This window comes from Yersinia enterocolitica subsp. enterocolitica, assembly GCF_901472495.1.
In the GTDB taxonomy this organism is placed as follows: Bacteria; Pseudomonadota; Gammaproteobacteria; order Enterobacterales; family Enterobacteriaceae; genus Yersinia; species Yersinia enterocolitica.
In genome coordinates, this window is record NZ_LR590469.1 from 4,481,346 (window position 1) to 4,496,799 (window position 15,454).

Below are 15,454 nucleotides of genomic sequence, written 5' to 3' on the forward strand. Positions count from 1 at the left end.
TCTTTTTCCTCGCATTGTAATCGTTGAATGTAAGACATTCGTCCCCATATACTCAATTACCTATTTAGTGAAACTCGTGATGACTCGTGTTTCACGAGATTCCCAGTAATCTGGCGGAAGCTAAACTAAGAGAGAGCTCTATGAACCCTGAGCGTTCCGAACGCATAGAAATCCCCGTATTGCCTCTGCGCGATGTGGTGGTTTATCCGCATATGGTGATCCCACTGTTTGTTGGCCGGGAAAAGTCGATTCGGTGCCTGGAAGCTGCAATGGACCATGATAAAAAAATCATGCTGGTTGCGCAGAAAGAAGCCTCGACGGATGAGCCTGGTATCAATGATCTGTTTTCAGTCGGCACCGTAGCCTCGATTCTACAAATGCTGAAATTACCTGATGGCACGGTAAAAGTGCTGGTTGAAGGGCTACAGCGTGCGCGTATCACCACGCTTTCCGACAGCGGCGAGCATTTTGCTGCTCAGGCGGAATATCTTGAATCGCCGGTAATGGACGATCGTGAGCAAGAAGTGTTGGTTCGCACGGCGATTCATCAGTTTGAAGGCTATATCAAACTGAACAAAAAGATCCCACCGGAAGTTCTGGCATCGTTGCACAGCATTGATGATGCGGCACGTCTGGCAGACACTATTGCGGCACATATGCCGTTGAAATTAAATGATAAACAAGCTGTTCTGGAAATGTTCGATGTGACCGAACGTCTGGAATATCTGATGGCAATGATGGAATCCGAAATCGATCTGTTGCAGGTTGAAAAGCGGATTCGTAATCGTGTCAAAAAGCAGATGGAAAAGAGCCAGCGCGAGTACTATTTGAATGAGCAAATGAAAGCCATTCAGAAAGAACTGGGCGAGATGGACGATGCACCTGACGAGCATGAAGCGCTAAAACGCAAAATCGAAGCGGCCAAAATGCCGAAAGATGCCCGCGAAAAAACCGAAGCTGAACTGCAAAAACTGAAAATGATGTCGCCAATGTCGGCGGAGGCCACTGTGGTTCGTGGTTACATTGATTGGATGTTGCAGGTGCCGTGGAACAGTCGCAGCAAAGTTAAAAAAGACTTGGTAAAAGCGCAGGAAGTTCTGGATACCGATCATTACGGCTTGGAACGCGTTAAAGATCGTATTTTGGAATATCTCGCAGTCCAGAGCCGGGTCAGCAAAATCAAAGGGCCAATCTTGTGCCTGGTAGGGCCTCCTGGGGTGGGTAAAACCTCGCTGGGGCAATCTATTGCTCGGGCGACAGGCCGGCAATATGTGCGTATGGCGCTGGGTGGGGTACGTGACGAAGCAGAGATCCGTGGTCATCGTCGTACTTATATTGGCTCTATGCCGGGTAAATTGATCCAGAAAATGGCGAAAGTTGGGGTGAAAAACCCACTCTTCTTATTGGATGAGATCGATAAAATGGCATCCGATATGCGTGGTGATCCGGCGTCAGCATTGCTGGAAGTGTTAGACCCAGAGCAAAACGTGGCATTTAACGATCACTATCTGGAAGTGGATTACGATCTGTCGGATGTGATGTTTGTTGCAACCTCTAACTCCATGAATATTCCGGCGCCGTTGCTGGACCGTATGGAAGTGATTCGTCTGTCCGGTTATACCGAAGATGAGAAACTCAATATTGCCAAGCAGCATTTGCTGCCAAAACAATTTGAGCGCAACGCCATTAAGAAAGGCGAACTGACCATCGATGACAGTGCGATTATGAGCATTATCCGTTATTACACCCGCGAGGCCGGGGTGCGTAGTCTGGAGCGTGAAATCTCCAAACTGTGTCGTAAGGCAGTAAAAAATCTACTTATGGATAAAACGGTTAAACACATTGAAATTACCGGTGACAACCTGAAAGACTTCCTGGGCGTACAGAAAGTCGATTATGGTCGCGCAGACACTGAAAACCGTGTCGGTCAAGTGACTGGCCTGGCATGGACAGAAGTGGGTGGTGATTTGCTGACCATCGAAACCGCATGTGTGCCGGGTAAAGGTAAACTGACTTACACCGGCTCATTGGGCGAAGTCATGCAAGAATCCATTCAGGCTGCATTGACCGTGGTGCGTGCGCGTGCAGATAAATTAGGTATTAACCCTGATTTCTACGAAAAACGCGACATCCACGTGCATGTGCCAGAAGGGGCGACGCCGAAAGATGGGCCGAGCGCAGGTATTGCGATGTGTACAGCATTGGTTTCTTGTTTGACCGGTAACCCGGTGCGGGCAGATGTTGCAATGACCGGTGAAATCACCTTACGTGGGCTGGTATTGCCAATTGGTGGTTTGAAAGAGAAATTGTTGGCCGCTCACCGTGGTGGGATTAAAGTTGTGCTGATTCCAGATGATAACAAACGTGATCTGGAAGAGATTCCAGACAATGTTATCGCCGATCTGGAAATTCATCCGGTTAAACGAATTGATGATGTTTTAGCCATTGCTTTGCAAAATCCTGCCTTCGGGGCACAGCCGGTGGCGTCAAAATAGTGACGGATCGCAAGAAGTATTGATAAAACTGATGCTGGTAAGTGAAATGCTACTTGCCAGCTATTTTTTGTGCCGCTAAGTTAGTTCGTCTGTCTGGTAAAAGTTTAAGTCTTTGGGCTGCTTGCTAAGGTCAGACAGGATTGATATAACAGCTGCGCTGTCGTGTTGTCCGTAGGGATTTTCGGCGCGACAATAGAATTTTAAAGGGGATGAAAGAGTGAATAAGTCACAACTGATCGACAAAATTGCCGCAGGTGCTGATATTTCTAAAGCGGCCGCTGGGCGCGCATTGGATGCAATTATTGCTTCTGTTACTGAATCTTTGAAAGAAGGGGATGACGTAGCTCTGGTTGGTTTTGGTACTTTTGCAGTACGTGAGCGTTCTGCACGTACTGGCCGTAACCCTCAGACAGGCAAAGAAATCAGTATTCCAGCAGCCAAAGTACCAGGCTTCCGTGCCGGTAAAGGCCTGAAAGACGCTGTAAACTGATTGCCGCGTCAATTCTCACCTGTGTTTGTGTTAACAATAACCTGACGCAGTTGAGTTGGTAGGGTAAGATACAAGGCGCATCGTTAATGATGCGCTTTTTTTTCGCGCAGCAGCATGAAGGGCTGTCGCAAGGAATGCTGGGTTTATTTAGACCTGCGCAACAGTTTTTATCCATATTACAGCGGAGTATTGTCACATTATGATGGACAATTTACGCGCGGCTGCTAATAACGTCGTGCTCAAAATCATTCTGGCCCTGATCATGTTGTCCTTTATCCTGACTGGGGTTGGCAGCTATCTGATTGGTGGCTCCAACGACTTTGCTGCCAAAGTTAATGGCCAAGAGATTAGTCGTGCTCAGTTAGAACAGGCTGTACAGAGCGAACGTGGCCGCTTGCAACAGCAATTGGGCGAACAGTTCTCCGCGTTGGCCGCGAACGAAGGTTACATGCTGCAACTGCGTCAGCAGGTGCTTGGCCAGTTGGTCAACAATATGTTGCTCGACCAATATGCTAAAAAATTAGGCCTGACTGCCAGTGACGAACAAGTGAAAGATGCTATTCGCCAGGCACCTTATTTCCAGACTGATGGTAAGTTCGATAACAACAAATACCTTGAGCTGGTCAATCGAATGGGCTACACCCCAGATCAATTCGCTCAATTACAGCGCCAGCAGCTGATTAATCAGCAATTGCTACAAGCCTTCGGTGATACTGGTTTCGTCCTGCCTGTCGAAGCACAAGCGATGTCAGAGCTGATTTTGCAGCAACGTGAAGTCCGTCTGGCAACGCTAGACCTCAAAGCACTTCAAGCGCAGCAGAAAGTCACAGATGAAGAACTGCAAGCCTATTACGATCAGAATAAAAATAGCTTCATTGCACCGGAACAGATGAAAATCAGTTTCATTGCAATGGATGCTGCGGCGATGCAGGACAAAATTACTGTTACTGAAGAAGATATCGCCGCGTATTACGACCAGCATAAAAGTACTTATACTAAGCCTGAGCAACGCAACTACAGTGTCATTCAGTTTAAAACTGAAGCTGAAGCCAAAACTGCATTGGATGAGCTGAAAAAAGGTGCTGATTTTGCTGCCATCGCAAAAGAGAAATCGACTGACATCATTTCCCGCAAAAATGGCGGCGAGTTGGGTTGGTTAGAACCGGAAACAACAGCGGATGAGCTGAAACAAGCAAATCTGACTGAGAAAGGTCAGTTGTCCGATGTGGTGAAATCTTCTGTGGGTTACTTGATTGTTCGTCTTAACGATATCAAACCTGCGCAGGTAAAACCGTTGTCAGAAGTTCATGATGCGCTGGCTAAACAGGTTAAGCAGGAAAAAGCGGTTGATGCATACTACGCCTTACAACAAAAAGTGAGCGAAGCGGCTACCAGCGATAACGAGTCCCTGGCTTCGGCTGAGGAAGCCGCGGGTGCGAAAGCTAAGCAAACTGGTTGGTTTACCCGTGATGCGGTGCCTGCTGAGGTTAACTTCAAGCCTGTGGTGCAAGCCATCTTTGAGGGTGGTTTGGTAGGTGAGAACGGCGCGCCTGGCAGCAACTCTGATGTCATCACAGTTGATGGCGACCGAGCTTTTGTTATCCGCATTGACGGCCACAAACCTGAGGGTATTGAGCCATTTGATCAAGTTCGTGATCAGGTTGCCGAGCTGGTAAAACGTCAGAAAGCGGAGCAATTAGCTCGTGTTGATGGTGAGAAGATCCTGACTGCGCTGAAACAAGGTAAAGGCGAAGAAGCTATGAAGGCCGCTGGTATCAGCTTCGGTGAGAAGAAAACCTTGTCACGCGCGCCAGATGATGACCAATTAGTGCAGACTATCTTTGCCTTGCCTCATCCACAAAAAGACCAGCCGGTATATGGCTTGTCTCAGGATCGCCAAGATAACATCGTATTGATCGAACTGTTATCGGTGACTCCGGGTAAATTGCCGGAAGGCGAAATGAAGAATTTTATTGCTAAGATGGAAGAGGGGGCTAGTGGTGTGACCTTTGATGCACTGATGGCGAATCTGCGTAAACAGGCCACTATCAAGATGGGCCCTGCGGAGCAGCAACAACCTCAATAAGCCTCGCATTGATTTGCAATTGGATGTAACAACGAAAGGTCGCTTTGGCGGCCTTTCGCATATCTAAAATCTGCCCTTTGCGACAAATTGGAGGCTCAGGCAAGGTAGGTATGCTGTCAAACACAAGGAGGATACAGCATGAAATTCATAGGAAAATTATTTGTCATCACGGCATTACTAGCAGGTTTTAATATTCAACCTTTGGCTTATGCCGCCCCAAGCTCCGCTGAGGATAAAGTTCTCAACCCGTCAGTATCAGGTAAGGCTACAACCAAGGCAAATATCGTATCGAAAACCCTCGAGAAAGCCACGCATGATAAAATGGTCGTAACAGCCACCACTGGCCATTTACAGGATAATCCACCGAGCCAAATCAATATTAATAGTGCAGATGCGGAACAGTTGGCGCAGTCCCTCAGCGGGATTGGCAGGAAGAAAGCGGAAGCAATTGTTAACTATCGTGAGCAGTTCGGCTTTTTTACTGATGCAGAGCAGCTGCTTGAAGTGCCAGGGATTGGACCCTCTTTCTTAGAAAGAAATCGCAGCAAGCTTAGAATGTAAATAGAGTCAGAAAAACAGATATCGCAGTCAGGCAGATGTTGTGTTTGCCTGGCTTTTTCACCAGGAACAACTCTCAGTCTTTCATAATGTAAGTCGCAACTGTCAGGTAAAACTGTGATGTTGATCCGGATTATATAATAAGCACGCTATGAAGTGATTTTCCTCTGCTAGGCTTTCTTTTTGAGGTCATACCAGTTGTAGCTATCATTCTATAATAACAACTCATTGTCTGGAGAAGCTCGCCGCATGCATACTCATATTAGAGTCAGGGGTTTTCATATTGATGTTTTTCAACATGTTAATAATGCCCGCTATTTAGAGTTTCTCGAAGAAGCCCGCTGGGAATGGCTTGATGGAGAGCCAGCTGCACAATGGATGGCTGAAAATCAAATCGCTTTTATCGTGGTTAATATCAATATTAACTATCGTCGGCCTGCGGTTTTGGGCGATCTGTTACGGATCGATAGTCAACTATTAAGGTTGAATGGAAAAAGTGGTGTGATGAAACAGACTGTCACGCTAGAGCCTGATTCTATTTCAGTGGCTGATGCAGAGCTGACTTTTGTGTGCATCGATTTGCGTAATCAAAAGGCATTACCCATTGATGGGGAATTACGCGAAAAACTTCAGGAGTTTGTTAATCGTGGTTTATAAAAAAGGGATCGTGCTTAATAGGGCTCTACCTCGCTCTGGAGGAGGTAGAGAAAGTCAGCTCGCCGCTAGTGTATGGCTTAAAGCGGTTAAACCAGCCCGGTTTTTTGTTTTAGGCTTAATATGACTTTAGGCTTATTAGCCAGATAGAACTCTAACCCTTTGGCGCGTAAGTGGCAGGCAGCACATTGACCGCAACCATCACCTTGAATCCCGTTATAACAAGTTAATGTGTCATGACGGATACGATCGAGTTGCTGATAGTAATCCGCCAACGCCCATGTTTCGGCTTTATCCAGCCACATCAGCGGGGTGATAAAAGCAATATCACGGCCAATACCTAAATCTATGGCATGGTTAAGAGCCTTAACGAATTCATCTCGGCAATCTGGGTAACCCGAAAAGTCTGTCTCGCAAACACCAGTAATGACAGCCTGAGCTTGTACTTGATAAGCATAAATAGCAGCCAGTGTCAGAAATAGAATATTACGGCCAGGAACGAAGGTGCTGGGAATAGAATCCTCCCCCTCTTCACTGTAAGACGGTACAGGGATGTTGTCACGGGTCAGGCTACTGACAGCTAACTCATTAAGCATGCCGACATCCAGTACTTTATGCGCTTTAGCTCCAAGTTGGATTGCCAGTTCACGAGCAACATCGATTTCAGCACGATGTCGCTGGCCATAATCGAAGGTAATGCAGTGGACTTCATCATACTGCTGTAATGCTTGAATCAAGCAGGTGGTGGAATCTTGTCCACCACTAAAGACAACTACGGCACGTTTCATACTGTTACCTCGTACAGCTGTGAGCCTTAAAGCGCAAATCTCACAGCAAAATTGAAAACTGGCAGTATGGTACTTAGATAGCGCAAGAAAAGGTAGCTACCGGAGTTTGGTTATCACGTCGCAGTCGCAGGGAGCCACGCCTGACTGAAGTCGAACCAACCGTAAGCTGTTAATGTCACACCATTAATTCGTGGTGGAGCATTGACCTGATATTGATAGTTGAACAGAGGTAGAATCAATCCGGATAGCATCAGATCATTATAATGCTCTCGTAATTGGTGATGCCGCTCTGAAGCCAGCTCTATTTGCTGAATATGGGTCAGTGTTTTTTGCTGCTGCTCCCACTGTGATGGTGACAGGATGCCACGCCACAGGGGATCAAGTCGGAGCCAGCTTTCCATTGCGGCCTCTGGTGATTCACCAACCAAATGGTCTGCTAATAATAAATCAGCCTTTTCAATTTGGTGGCTATCTTTCCACTGTTTATCGTGGCTGGAACGGATTTCTAATGTGCAGCCCTGCGCTGCCAATACAACTTTTAGCTGCTCGGCGACACTTTTAAGCTCCATTGGCGGTTGATATATCAGTATCAGGTGAGCTGGCAATGGCGAGTCATTATCAGATGCAAACCGTGGGATGGGCCAACCCGGCAACATTTCATGGCTTGGAGTTATGATCCCGCGCCGGATTGATAACTCCTCTAATATACCTGAGGTTTGCACTAACATCAGTAACCTAGCGAGTTGCTGAGAAGTCATATTGCTGCGATGCTGATTAACTGCCAGATAGCAAAACCCCAAGCTCATACTGCGTTGAACAGGGCGTGCTAAAGGGAAGTCCTCTTCCTGACCGATGGTAATACGCACCGGATGTTGGCAACTACCGTCGGTTGATTGCACCATTAGGTTCGGGGTTATCCAGTATTCAATGATTTCCAGATAAGGGTGCTGCAAATGGTAGAACTCATGTTGTTCTAACCGCACCAGATGCTGTTCGAAGGTCGCCAATTTAAACGGGCCGGCACCCAGCAAAGGATGGTCTGGATGAAATAGCCGGCAGGGTAAATCAGCCAATCGATGAGCCAACCAGTAGTCCGGCTGAGAAAGGGTAAACTGTAGGCATAGGGCGTGGGGTAGGGTAATGGTCAAAATATTGGTAAAACTTGGCTGGCTGCGGGTATTGGCACGCAATAGCTTGAGTGTTTGCAATAATTGCTGACCATGAAGGCGCTCCCCATTATGCCAACGCAACTGGCTGCGTAAAAAGAATTGCCAGGTCAAACCATCATCACTGACTTGCCAGTGGTGAGCCAGATCCGGTTGGGGTTGTGGGCAACCGGTATTAAAACGAGTCAACCCCGCGTGCAAGGTGTAAATCAGGTGCTGCTCTGCCCGGCCCGTGGCGGTGAGTGGATTTAACGGCTCAAGCATACGGTAATATGGAATACGTAATACTGGGCTGTCTGCTTGCCACTGCCCCCCCATATGAGGGTTCAGCAACGCCTGTAAACGTTCAGGTTCCAGTTGAGCCAATTCGAGCGCAGCCTGATGATCACCTTGTTCGAGAAACGCCTGCATATAGGTTGCCCGAAGTGTATCGGGGCTTTTCAGGCATTGTAGTTGTGCGCGTTTGCCCCGGCCCACTTGTGAATGCCAACTGAGCCAGCCATTTGCCTGTAACTGTTGTATTAAGGTGCGAGTGTGGCGTTCACTGCAAAATAGCAAACTTGCGACTTCACTTACTGTCGTCGAAGCCAGGTTTTCTCCGAACTTTTGGAATAAGCGCTGATATTGGGTAAGTCGGTGAATAATGCGCATGCTAAATCCGGAATAGTTTAAATTATTTGTTCACTATTAGTTCCGTAAATACTACGCCATAATTTTATACATACCACCAGTTTCACTCTTAGTGAGGTTTTGAATGTACCGTTTAGCTGCTTTTGATATGGATGGAACCTTACTGATGCGTGACCATCGAATTGGTGGCGCGACATTGAATGCGTTACACCAGTTAGTGGACAACGGGATGATCCTGACATTCGCTACCGGTCGGCATTGCCTTGATATGAAAGGGATTCTATCTCATTCGGGTATTAACGGTTATTTAATTACGGGTAATGGCACACGGGTGTGTGACATGGATGGCATGCATTTAGATGGTATGGATTTGCCGGCAGAATTGGTGGAGTTTGTGCTGCGTACCCCCTGGCAGACCAATGCCGGCATTCATATCTTCCGCGATGATGGCTGGTTTACTGATTACAATGATCCCGCGTTATTGGCAGCCCATAAAACCAGCAGTTTCCAGTTCCAACTGACCGCGCTAGATGCATTACCGAAGACGGGTAATCACAAAATTTGCTTTATTGCGCCACATCAGGAACTGGCCGAACTTAAGATTCAGCTTGAGCAACAAATGGGTGATCAAGCCGATTTCTGTTTCTCAGCCGTCGATTGCCTCGAAATGCTACCTCGTGGTTGTAACAAAGGGGCTGCTTTAGAGCGATTGAGCCATCATCTTGATTTAACCCTGGCTGATTGCATGGCGTTTGGCGATGCGATGAATGATAAAGAAATGTTGTCGCGAGTCGGTCGTGGGTTAGTCATGGGAAATGCATTACCGCAACTGAAACAAGAGTTACCTCAGTTACAGGTTATTGGTCGCTGCGAGGAACAAGGCGTAGCTCATTATTTGCAACATTGGCTAAGTTCACCACACCTCACCTATTCCCCCGAATTCTGAGGTATATCCACGGGTTATTAGTGCGATAAAACTAATAACTTTGAGGGTAGCTATTAGCCAGCCGGATAACCATCCGGTTTTTTTTATTCTGAAAGGGGCCGGTTTACGGCCCCGTTTATCACGATATTACAGATTGTTTAATTCATCACGATATGGCGTTAAATCGCCGATATTGTTGCTGACCCATTGAGGGTCGTAATAAGTATCGAGATAACGCTCACCGCTGTCGCACAGTAACGTCACGATAGCGCCGGTTTTACCTTGCTCGCGCATCTGCTTAGCGAGTTGTAATGTTCCCCAAACGTTAGTGCCGGTTGACGCTCCCACTTTGCGGCCCAAAATGCCTTCCAGCCAATGGATGGTAGCAACGCTGGCTGCATCAGGAACCCGCAACATACTGTCAATCACTTCTGGAATGAATGATGGCTCCGCTCGCGGCCGGCCAATACCTTCAATACGGCTGCCACAACTGCCGGTTACGGTACGGTCACTGTGACAAAAACAATCATAAAAAACGGAGTTTTCCGGATCGACCACCATCAGTTGGGTGTCATGCCCTTGATAGCGAATGTAGCGCCCCAAAGTGGCTGAGGTGCCGCCGGTACCTGCGCTCATCACGATATAGTCAGGTACGGGGAAAGGTTCGCGCGCCATTTGGCGGAAAATGCTATCGGCAATATTATTATTGCCGCGCCAATCAGTTGCCCGCTCAGCATAGGTGAACTGATCCATATAGTGGCCGTTAAGTTCATGCGCCAATTGCTCGGAGGCAGCATAAATTTGCCCGGCACTTTCAACAAAATGACAGCGGCCACCATACAAGGAGATTTGCTCCACTTTACGCCGGGCAGTGCAGCTTGGCATTACCGCGATAAAGGGCAAACCAATTAAGCGAGCAAAGTAGGCCTCCGACACCGCCGTGCTCCCAGATGAAGCCTCGATTATCGTTGTGTCTTCTTTAATCCAGCCATTACATAAGCCATAGAGGAACAATGAACGGGCCAAACGGTGCTTTAAGCTACCGGTTGGATGCGTGCTTTCATCTTTTAAATAGAGATAAATGCCAGGGAATGCAGGCAGATTAAGGCGAATCAGGTGTGTATCAGCGGAGCGTTGAAAATCGGCTTCTATTTCGCTGATCGCATTTTTTACCCAAGTGTTGGTCATTTTTATGGCCTGCGATGTAGGTAGTAAACTAATGATGACTAGATTAACGGTTATTAAAGAAAAAAACGTTGCCATTTTTCCTTCTTTATCGCCAAATGGTAGAAATTTATTCTATGGTTGCTCGCTATGTTAGATAAAACTGACCGTAAACTTCTGTGCATGTTGCAAGAAGATTGCACGCAGTCGCTGCAAGTACTGGCCGAAGCCGTCAATTTGACCTCTACACCCTGTTGGAAACGTTTGAAGCGCCTTGAGGATGAGGGGTTTATTCGTGGGCGCGTGGCATTACTAGACAGTGAAAAATTAGGATTAGGACTCACCGCATTTGTACTGATCAAGACACAGCAGCATAATAGCGGTTGGTATCAGGAGTTCGTCGAGTTCACTAAGCAGATGCCAGAGGTGCTGGCCTTCTATCGCATGGCGGGGGAATACGACTATTTGATGCAGGTCGAAGTTGCCGATATGAAAAGCTATGACAGTTTTTACAAACGTATGGTTAACGGTGTTCCAGGGTTGATTGATGTGACTTCGAGCTTTGCGATGGAAAAGATTAAATACACCACCGTGTTGCCAGTACCTGAGTGATAACCCGCTATGGTTCAAACAGCTGAAGTGTTGGCTGCCTGGCATCTATTGGATATAAAAAACCATTTTAACGATGATATTCTATACCCTAAATAATTCGAGTTGCAGGAAGGCGGCAATTAAGCGAATCCCCAAAAGCTTACTCACGTAAGTGACTGGGGGGAACGAAAGCAGCCAACGTACATGCAGTTTGAAGTATGACAGGTATACTTCCTTGTCGCGTTTAGCGAACAAATACCGATGTTATTCGGTGTCAGATCATGGATAAAACTGCGTGAGATTGTTTGCACAATTAGGCTGGTATTTCCGCCGTGAATGGCGTCGCTATGTAGGTGCTGTGCTGCTACTGATCGTTATTGCTATTTTGCAATTATTGCCCCCTAAATTGGTCGGGGTAATTGTCGATGGCATCAGCACCAAACAGATGTCGACCAATATGTTATTGGTATGGATTGGCGTGATGCTGGTGACGGCCATCGTGGTATATTTGCTGCGCTATGTTTGGCGAGTGTTACTTTTCGGGGCCTCCTATCAATTGGCCGTGGAGTTACGGGCGAATTTTTATCGCCAACTTAGCCGCCAGGCTCCTGGGTTCTATTTACGTCACCGTACTGGCGATTTAATGGCACGCGCCACGAATGATGTTGACCGCGTAGTTTTTGCCGCAGGTGAGGGCGTATTGACGCTAGTAGATTCGCTGGTGATGGGGTGTGCGGTGCTGATTGTCATGAGCACGCAAATCAGTTGGGAACTGACCTTGCTGTCATTGCTTCCTATGCCAGTCATGGCGGTGGTTATCAAATATTACGGCGATCAACTGCATCAGCGTTTTAAGTCAGCTCAGGGAGCATTTTCAGCTCTGAATAATCAGGCGCAGGAAAGCCTCACCAGCATTCGCATGATCAAAGCCTTTGGTCTGGAAAACAGTCAGTCGCAACAATTTGCGAAGGTTGCTGAGGAAGCGGGTGCCAAGAATATGTATGTCGCTCGTATTGACGCCCGTTTTGATCCAACCATTTATATTGCTATCGGTATCGCAAATTTATTAGCCATCGGTGGTGGTAGCTGGATGGTGGTCAATCACAGCATCACCTTAGGGCAGTTAACCAGCTTTGTGATGTATTTGGGGCTAATGATCTGGCCGATGCTGGCACTGGCGTGGATGTTCAATATTGTTGAACGCGGCAGTGCTGCCTATAGTCGTATCCGCAGTTTGCTGGAAGAAGCGCCAGTCGTGAAAGATGGCGACATCGCATTATCAAACGATCGCGGTACTTTAGCGGTGAATATTCGTCATTTCTATTACCCTGAAGCTGAAAAGCCCGCTTTACACGATGTATCACTGAAATTGGCACCGGGGCAGATGTTAGGTTTATGTGGGCCAACGGGTTCCGGCAAAAGTACCTTATTGGCATTAATTCAGCGGCAATTCGATATTGATGACGGCATGATTTGTTATCAAGGGCATCCGCTGTCTGATATCCGTTTGCATGACTGGCGCGGGCGTTTATCGGTGGTTAGTCAGACACCTTTCTTATTCTCTGATACGGTCGCGGCTAACATTGCTTTAGGTAAACCTGATGCCACTCAGGATCAAATCGAACGCGCTGCTCGTTTAGCCAGCGTACATGAAGACATCCTGCGTCTCCCACAAGGATATGACACTGAGGTGGGTGAGCGCGGTGTGATGCTGTCTGGTGGGCAAAAGCAGCGAATTTCTATTGCTCGGGCATTGTTGTTGGATACTGAAATTCTGATTCTTGATGATGCACTTTCTGCGGTTGATGGCCAAACCGAACATGAAATCTTAAAGAATCTGCGCGAGTGGGGCGAGCATCGTACTGTGATTATCAGCGCCCACCGCCTTTCTGCTTTAACTGAAGCCAGCGAAATTCTGGTGTTGCAGCATGGTGGGGTGATGCAACGCGGTACGCATAATGTATTGGTGAATCAGTCTGGCTGGTATCGGGAAATGTATCGCTATCAACAATTAGAGGCAGCATTGGATGACGGTGAGTCGGAGGCCAAAACCGATGAGTAAAGTTCAGCAACTTTGGCCAACCCTCAAGCGCCTGCTTTCTTATGGCTCCCCCTATCGCAAGCCATTAGGGCTGGCGGTGCTGATGCTGTGGGTTGCTGCAGCAGCCGAAGTCAGCGGCCCACTGTTGATCAGCTATTTCATTGACCATGTAGTGGCGAAAGGCACGTTACCTTTGGGATTAGTCAGTGGGCTGGCCTTGGCTTATTTGCTGCTGCAATTGCTGGCAGCCGCATTGCACTATTTTCAAGCATTGCTGTTTAATCGCGCGGCAGTCGGTGTGGTTCAAAGGCTCAGGATTGAAGTGATGGACGCAGCTTTGCGTCAGCCTCTCAGTGCTTTTGATACTCAACCTGTCGGGCAATTGATTTCCCGCGTAACCAACGATACCGAAGTCATAAAAGATTTGTATGTGATGGTGGTGTCGACGGTATTGAAAAGTGCGGCGTTAATTGGTGCAATGTTGGTGGCGATGTTCAGTCTGGATTGGCGCATGGCGCTGATTTCTATTTGTATTTTTCCTACGGTACTGGTGGTTATGGCGATTTACCAGCGCTACAGCACGCCAGTTGTGCGTCGGGTGCGGGCCTATGTGGCCGATATTAACGACGGCTTTAATGAAGTCATTAGCGGGATGGGCGTTATTCAACAGTTCCGCCAGCAGGCGCGTTTTGGTGAGCGTATGGAGTCTGCCAGCCGTGCACATTATAAGGCGCGGATGCAAACATTGCGTCTGGAAGGCTTTCTGCTGCGCCCGTTACTGAGCCTGTTTTCTGCCATGGTGCTATGCGGTTTATTGCTGCTTTTCGGTTTCAGCCCGGAAGGTTCAGTCGGGGTTGGGGTGCTATATGCATTTATCAACTACCTTGGCCGCCTCAATGAGCCTTTGATTGAATTGACATCACAGCAGTCGATTTTGCAACAGGCGGTGGTCGCGGGAGAGCGTATTTTCGATTTGATGGACCGCGTCCAGCAAGGATATGGTAGCGATGATCGCCCGCTGACCAGCGGCCATATTCAAGTGAAAAATGTCAGCTTTGCTTATCGCCACGATAAAATGGTGCTGCAAAATATTTCCCTTGATGTGCCTTCACACGGCTTTGTCGCTTTAGTTGGGCATACCGGTAGTGGCAAGAGTACCCTGGCAAATCTGTTAATGGGCTATTACCCAGTGCAGCAAGGCGAGATTTTGCTTGATGGTCGCCCGCTGGTCGAATTATCACATCAAACTTTGCGACAGGGCGTTGCTATGGTGCAGCAAGACCCAGTGGTATTGGCTGATTCGTTTTTTGCCAATGTGACATTAGGTCGTGATATTAGTGAGCAGCAAGTGTGGGATGCGCTGGAAACTGTGCAACTGGCCTCGCTAGTCCGAGCGTTGCCTGATGGACTACACAGTTTGCTTGGGGAGCAGGGCAACACGCTATCCGTCGGGCAAAAACAGCTATTGGCGATGGCACGCGTATTGGTGCAAGCGCCACAAATTCTGATTTTGGATGAAGCGACCGCCAATATTGATTCGGGCACTGAACAGGCCATTCAGCGGGCATTGCAGTTGATTCGCAAAAACACCACGCTGGTGGTGATAGCTCACCGCCTTTCAACGATTGTCGATGCTGATACTATTTTGGTATTGCACCGTGGTGTGGCTGTTGAGCAGGGTAAGCATCAAGAGTTGCTAGCTGCACATGGGCGTTATTATCAAATGTATCAGTTGCAATTAGTCAGTGAAGATTTGGCAGCTATTGATCAAGTCGAAACTGCAGTCAGTTAAAGAATAAGCGATGGGGTCAGCGGCTCCATCACTTTTCGCCATTCCACTGATATTAATTTTCATTTCAGTCAATA

12 protein-coding genes are annotated in these 15,454 nt (G+C 47.7%); 9 read left to right on the forward strand and 3 right to left on the reverse strand.

Annotated elements, in window-relative coordinates:
- Window positions 1-140: 140 nt before the first annotated feature.
- The 5 genes from lon to FGL26_RS21035 all read left to right on the forward strand — a co-directional run bounded on the left by lon (window position 141) and on the right by FGL26_RS21035 (window position 6,286).
- Window positions 141-2,495, forward strand: coding sequence for an endopeptidase La (gene lon, locus FGL26_RS21015; protein WP_032912626.1), 2,355 nt, complete (start codon window positions 141-143; stop codon window positions 2,493-2,495).
- Between the two features lie 217 nt (window positions 2,496-2,712).
- The gene (gene hupB, locus FGL26_RS21020) at window positions 2,713-2,985 is read left to right on the forward strand and encodes a nucleoid-associated protein HU-beta (protein WP_004392663.1); all 273 of its coding nucleotides are present in this window, start codon (window positions 2,713-2,715) and stop codon (window positions 2,983-2,985) included.
- 199 nt (window positions 2,986-3,184) lie between these two features.
- The gene (ppiD, locus tag FGL26_RS21025) at window positions 3,185-5,071 is read left to right on the forward strand and encodes a peptidylprolyl isomerase (RefSeq protein WP_005167642.1); all 1,887 of its coding nucleotides are present in this window, start codon (window positions 3,185-3,187) and stop codon (window positions 5,069-5,071) included.
- Window positions 5,072-5,209: 138 nt separating this feature from the next.
- Window positions 5,210-5,632 (forward strand): ComEA family DNA-binding protein, encoded by a 423-nt coding sequence (locus FGL26_RS21030; RefSeq protein WP_005167644.1) that lies wholly within the window; start codon window positions 5,210-5,212, stop codon window positions 5,630-5,632.
- Between the two features lie 246 nt (window positions 5,633-5,878).
- Window positions 5,879-6,286, forward strand: coding sequence for an acyl-CoA thioesterase (locus FGL26_RS21035; protein ID WP_005167645.1), 408 nt, complete (start codon window positions 5,879-5,881; stop codon window positions 6,284-6,286).
- Between the two features lie 86 nt (window positions 6,287-6,372).
- Here the strand turns inward: FGL26_RS21035 and queC are convergent, their stop codons facing one another.
- Together queC and FGL26_RS21045 are read right to left on the reverse strand one after the other, a co-directional pair.
- On the reverse strand, window positions 6,373-7,071 hold the full coding sequence (gene queC / locus FGL26_RS21040; protein ID WP_005167647.1) for a 7-cyano-7-deazaguanine synthase QueC: 699 nt from the start codon (window positions 7,069-7,071) through the stop codon (window positions 6,373-6,375).
- A 113-nt stretch (window positions 7,072-7,184) separates the two neighbouring features.
- Entirely contained in the window at window positions 7,185-8,888 is a 1,704-nt protein-coding gene (locus tag FGL26_RS21045; RefSeq protein ID WP_005167649.1) for an SgrR family transcriptional regulator, read from the reverse strand.
- A gap of 103 nt (window positions 8,889-8,991) precedes the next feature.
- Between FGL26_RS21045 and cof the strand changes: the two genes are divergently transcribed.
- Window positions 8,992-9,813 (forward strand): HMP-PP phosphatase, encoded by an 822-nt coding sequence (cof, locus tag FGL26_RS21050; RefSeq protein WP_005167650.1) that lies wholly within the window; start codon window positions 8,992-8,994, stop codon window positions 9,811-9,813.
- A 126-nt stretch (window positions 9,814-9,939) separates the two neighbouring features.
- On the opposite strand, the gene FGL26_RS21055 is transcribed toward cof, so the two are convergent.
- Complete coding sequence (locus FGL26_RS21055; protein WP_005167652.1) at window positions 9,940-10,980, reverse strand: PLP-dependent cysteine synthase family protein; 1,041 nt, start codon at window positions 10,978-10,980, stop codon at window positions 9,940-9,942.
- 126 nt (window positions 10,981-11,106) lie between these two features.
- Here FGL26_RS21055 and FGL26_RS21060 point away from each other — a divergent pair, with 126 nt between their 5' ends.
- The 3 genes from FGL26_RS21060 to FGL26_RS21070 all read left to right on the forward strand — a co-directional run bounded on the left by FGL26_RS21060 (window position 11,107) and on the right by FGL26_RS21070 (window position 15,380).
- Entirely contained in the window at window positions 11,107-11,568 is a 462-nt protein-coding gene (locus FGL26_RS21060; protein WP_005163482.1) for an Lrp/AsnC family transcriptional regulator, read from the forward strand.
- A 274-nt stretch (window positions 11,569-11,842) separates the two neighbouring features.
- Window positions 11,843-13,609 carry a SmdA family multidrug ABC transporter permease/ATP-binding protein gene (locus tag FGL26_RS21065; protein WP_005167654.1) on the forward strand — a complete coding sequence of 589 codons (1,767 nt, stop codon included), beginning with the start codon at window positions 11,843-11,845 and terminating at the stop codon, window positions 13,607-13,609.
- Window positions 13,602-15,380, forward strand: a complete 1,779-nt coding sequence (locus tag FGL26_RS21070) for a SmdB family multidrug efflux ABC transporter permease/ATP-binding protein (RefSeq protein WP_005167657.1) — start codon at window positions 13,602-13,604, stop codon at window positions 15,378-15,380. The genes FGL26_RS21065 and FGL26_RS21070 overlap by 8 nt, the downstream gene beginning before the upstream one ends.
- Window positions 15,381-15,454 lie beyond the last annotated feature (74 nt).

What these genes read in the sequence shown, in the direction of transcription:
- lon (WP_032912626.1), top strand. Translation starts at nt 141, where the DNA reads ATGAACCCTGAGCGTTCCGAACGCATAGAAATCCCCGTATTGCCTCTG.
- ppiD (WP_005167642.1), top strand. Translation starts at nt 3,185, where the DNA reads ATGATGGACAATTTACGCGCGGCTGCTAATAACGTCGTGCTCAAAATC.
- FGL26_RS21030 (WP_005167644.1), top strand. Translation starts at nt 5,210, where the DNA reads ATGAAATTCATAGGAAAATTATTTGTCATCACGGCATTACTAGCAGGT.
- FGL26_RS21035 (WP_005167645.1), top strand. Translation starts at nt 5,879, where the DNA reads ATGCATACTCATATTAGAGTCAGGGGTTTTCATATTGATGTTTTTCAA.
- queC (WP_005167647.1), bottom strand. Translation starts at nt 7,071, where the DNA reads ATGAAACGTGCCGTAGTTGTCTTTAGTGGTGGACAAGATTCCACCACC.
- FGL26_RS21045 (WP_005167649.1), bottom strand. Translation starts at nt 8,888, where the DNA reads ATGCGCATTATTCACCGACTTACCCAATATCAGCGCTTATTCCAAAAG.
- cof (WP_005167650.1), top strand. Translation starts at nt 8,992, where the DNA reads ATGTACCGTTTAGCTGCTTTTGATATGGATGGAACCTTACTGATGCGT.
- FGL26_RS21055 (WP_005167652.1), bottom strand. Translation starts at nt 10,980, where the DNA reads ATGACCAACACTTGGGTAAAAAATGCGATCAGCGAAATAGAAGCCGAT.
- FGL26_RS21060 (WP_005163482.1), top strand. Translation starts at nt 11,107, where the DNA reads ATGTTAGATAAAACTGACCGTAAACTTCTGTGCATGTTGCAAGAAGAT.
- FGL26_RS21070 (WP_005167657.1), top strand. Translation starts at nt 13,602, where the DNA reads ATGAGTAAAGTTCAGCAACTTTGGCCAACCCTCAAGCGCCTGCTTTCT.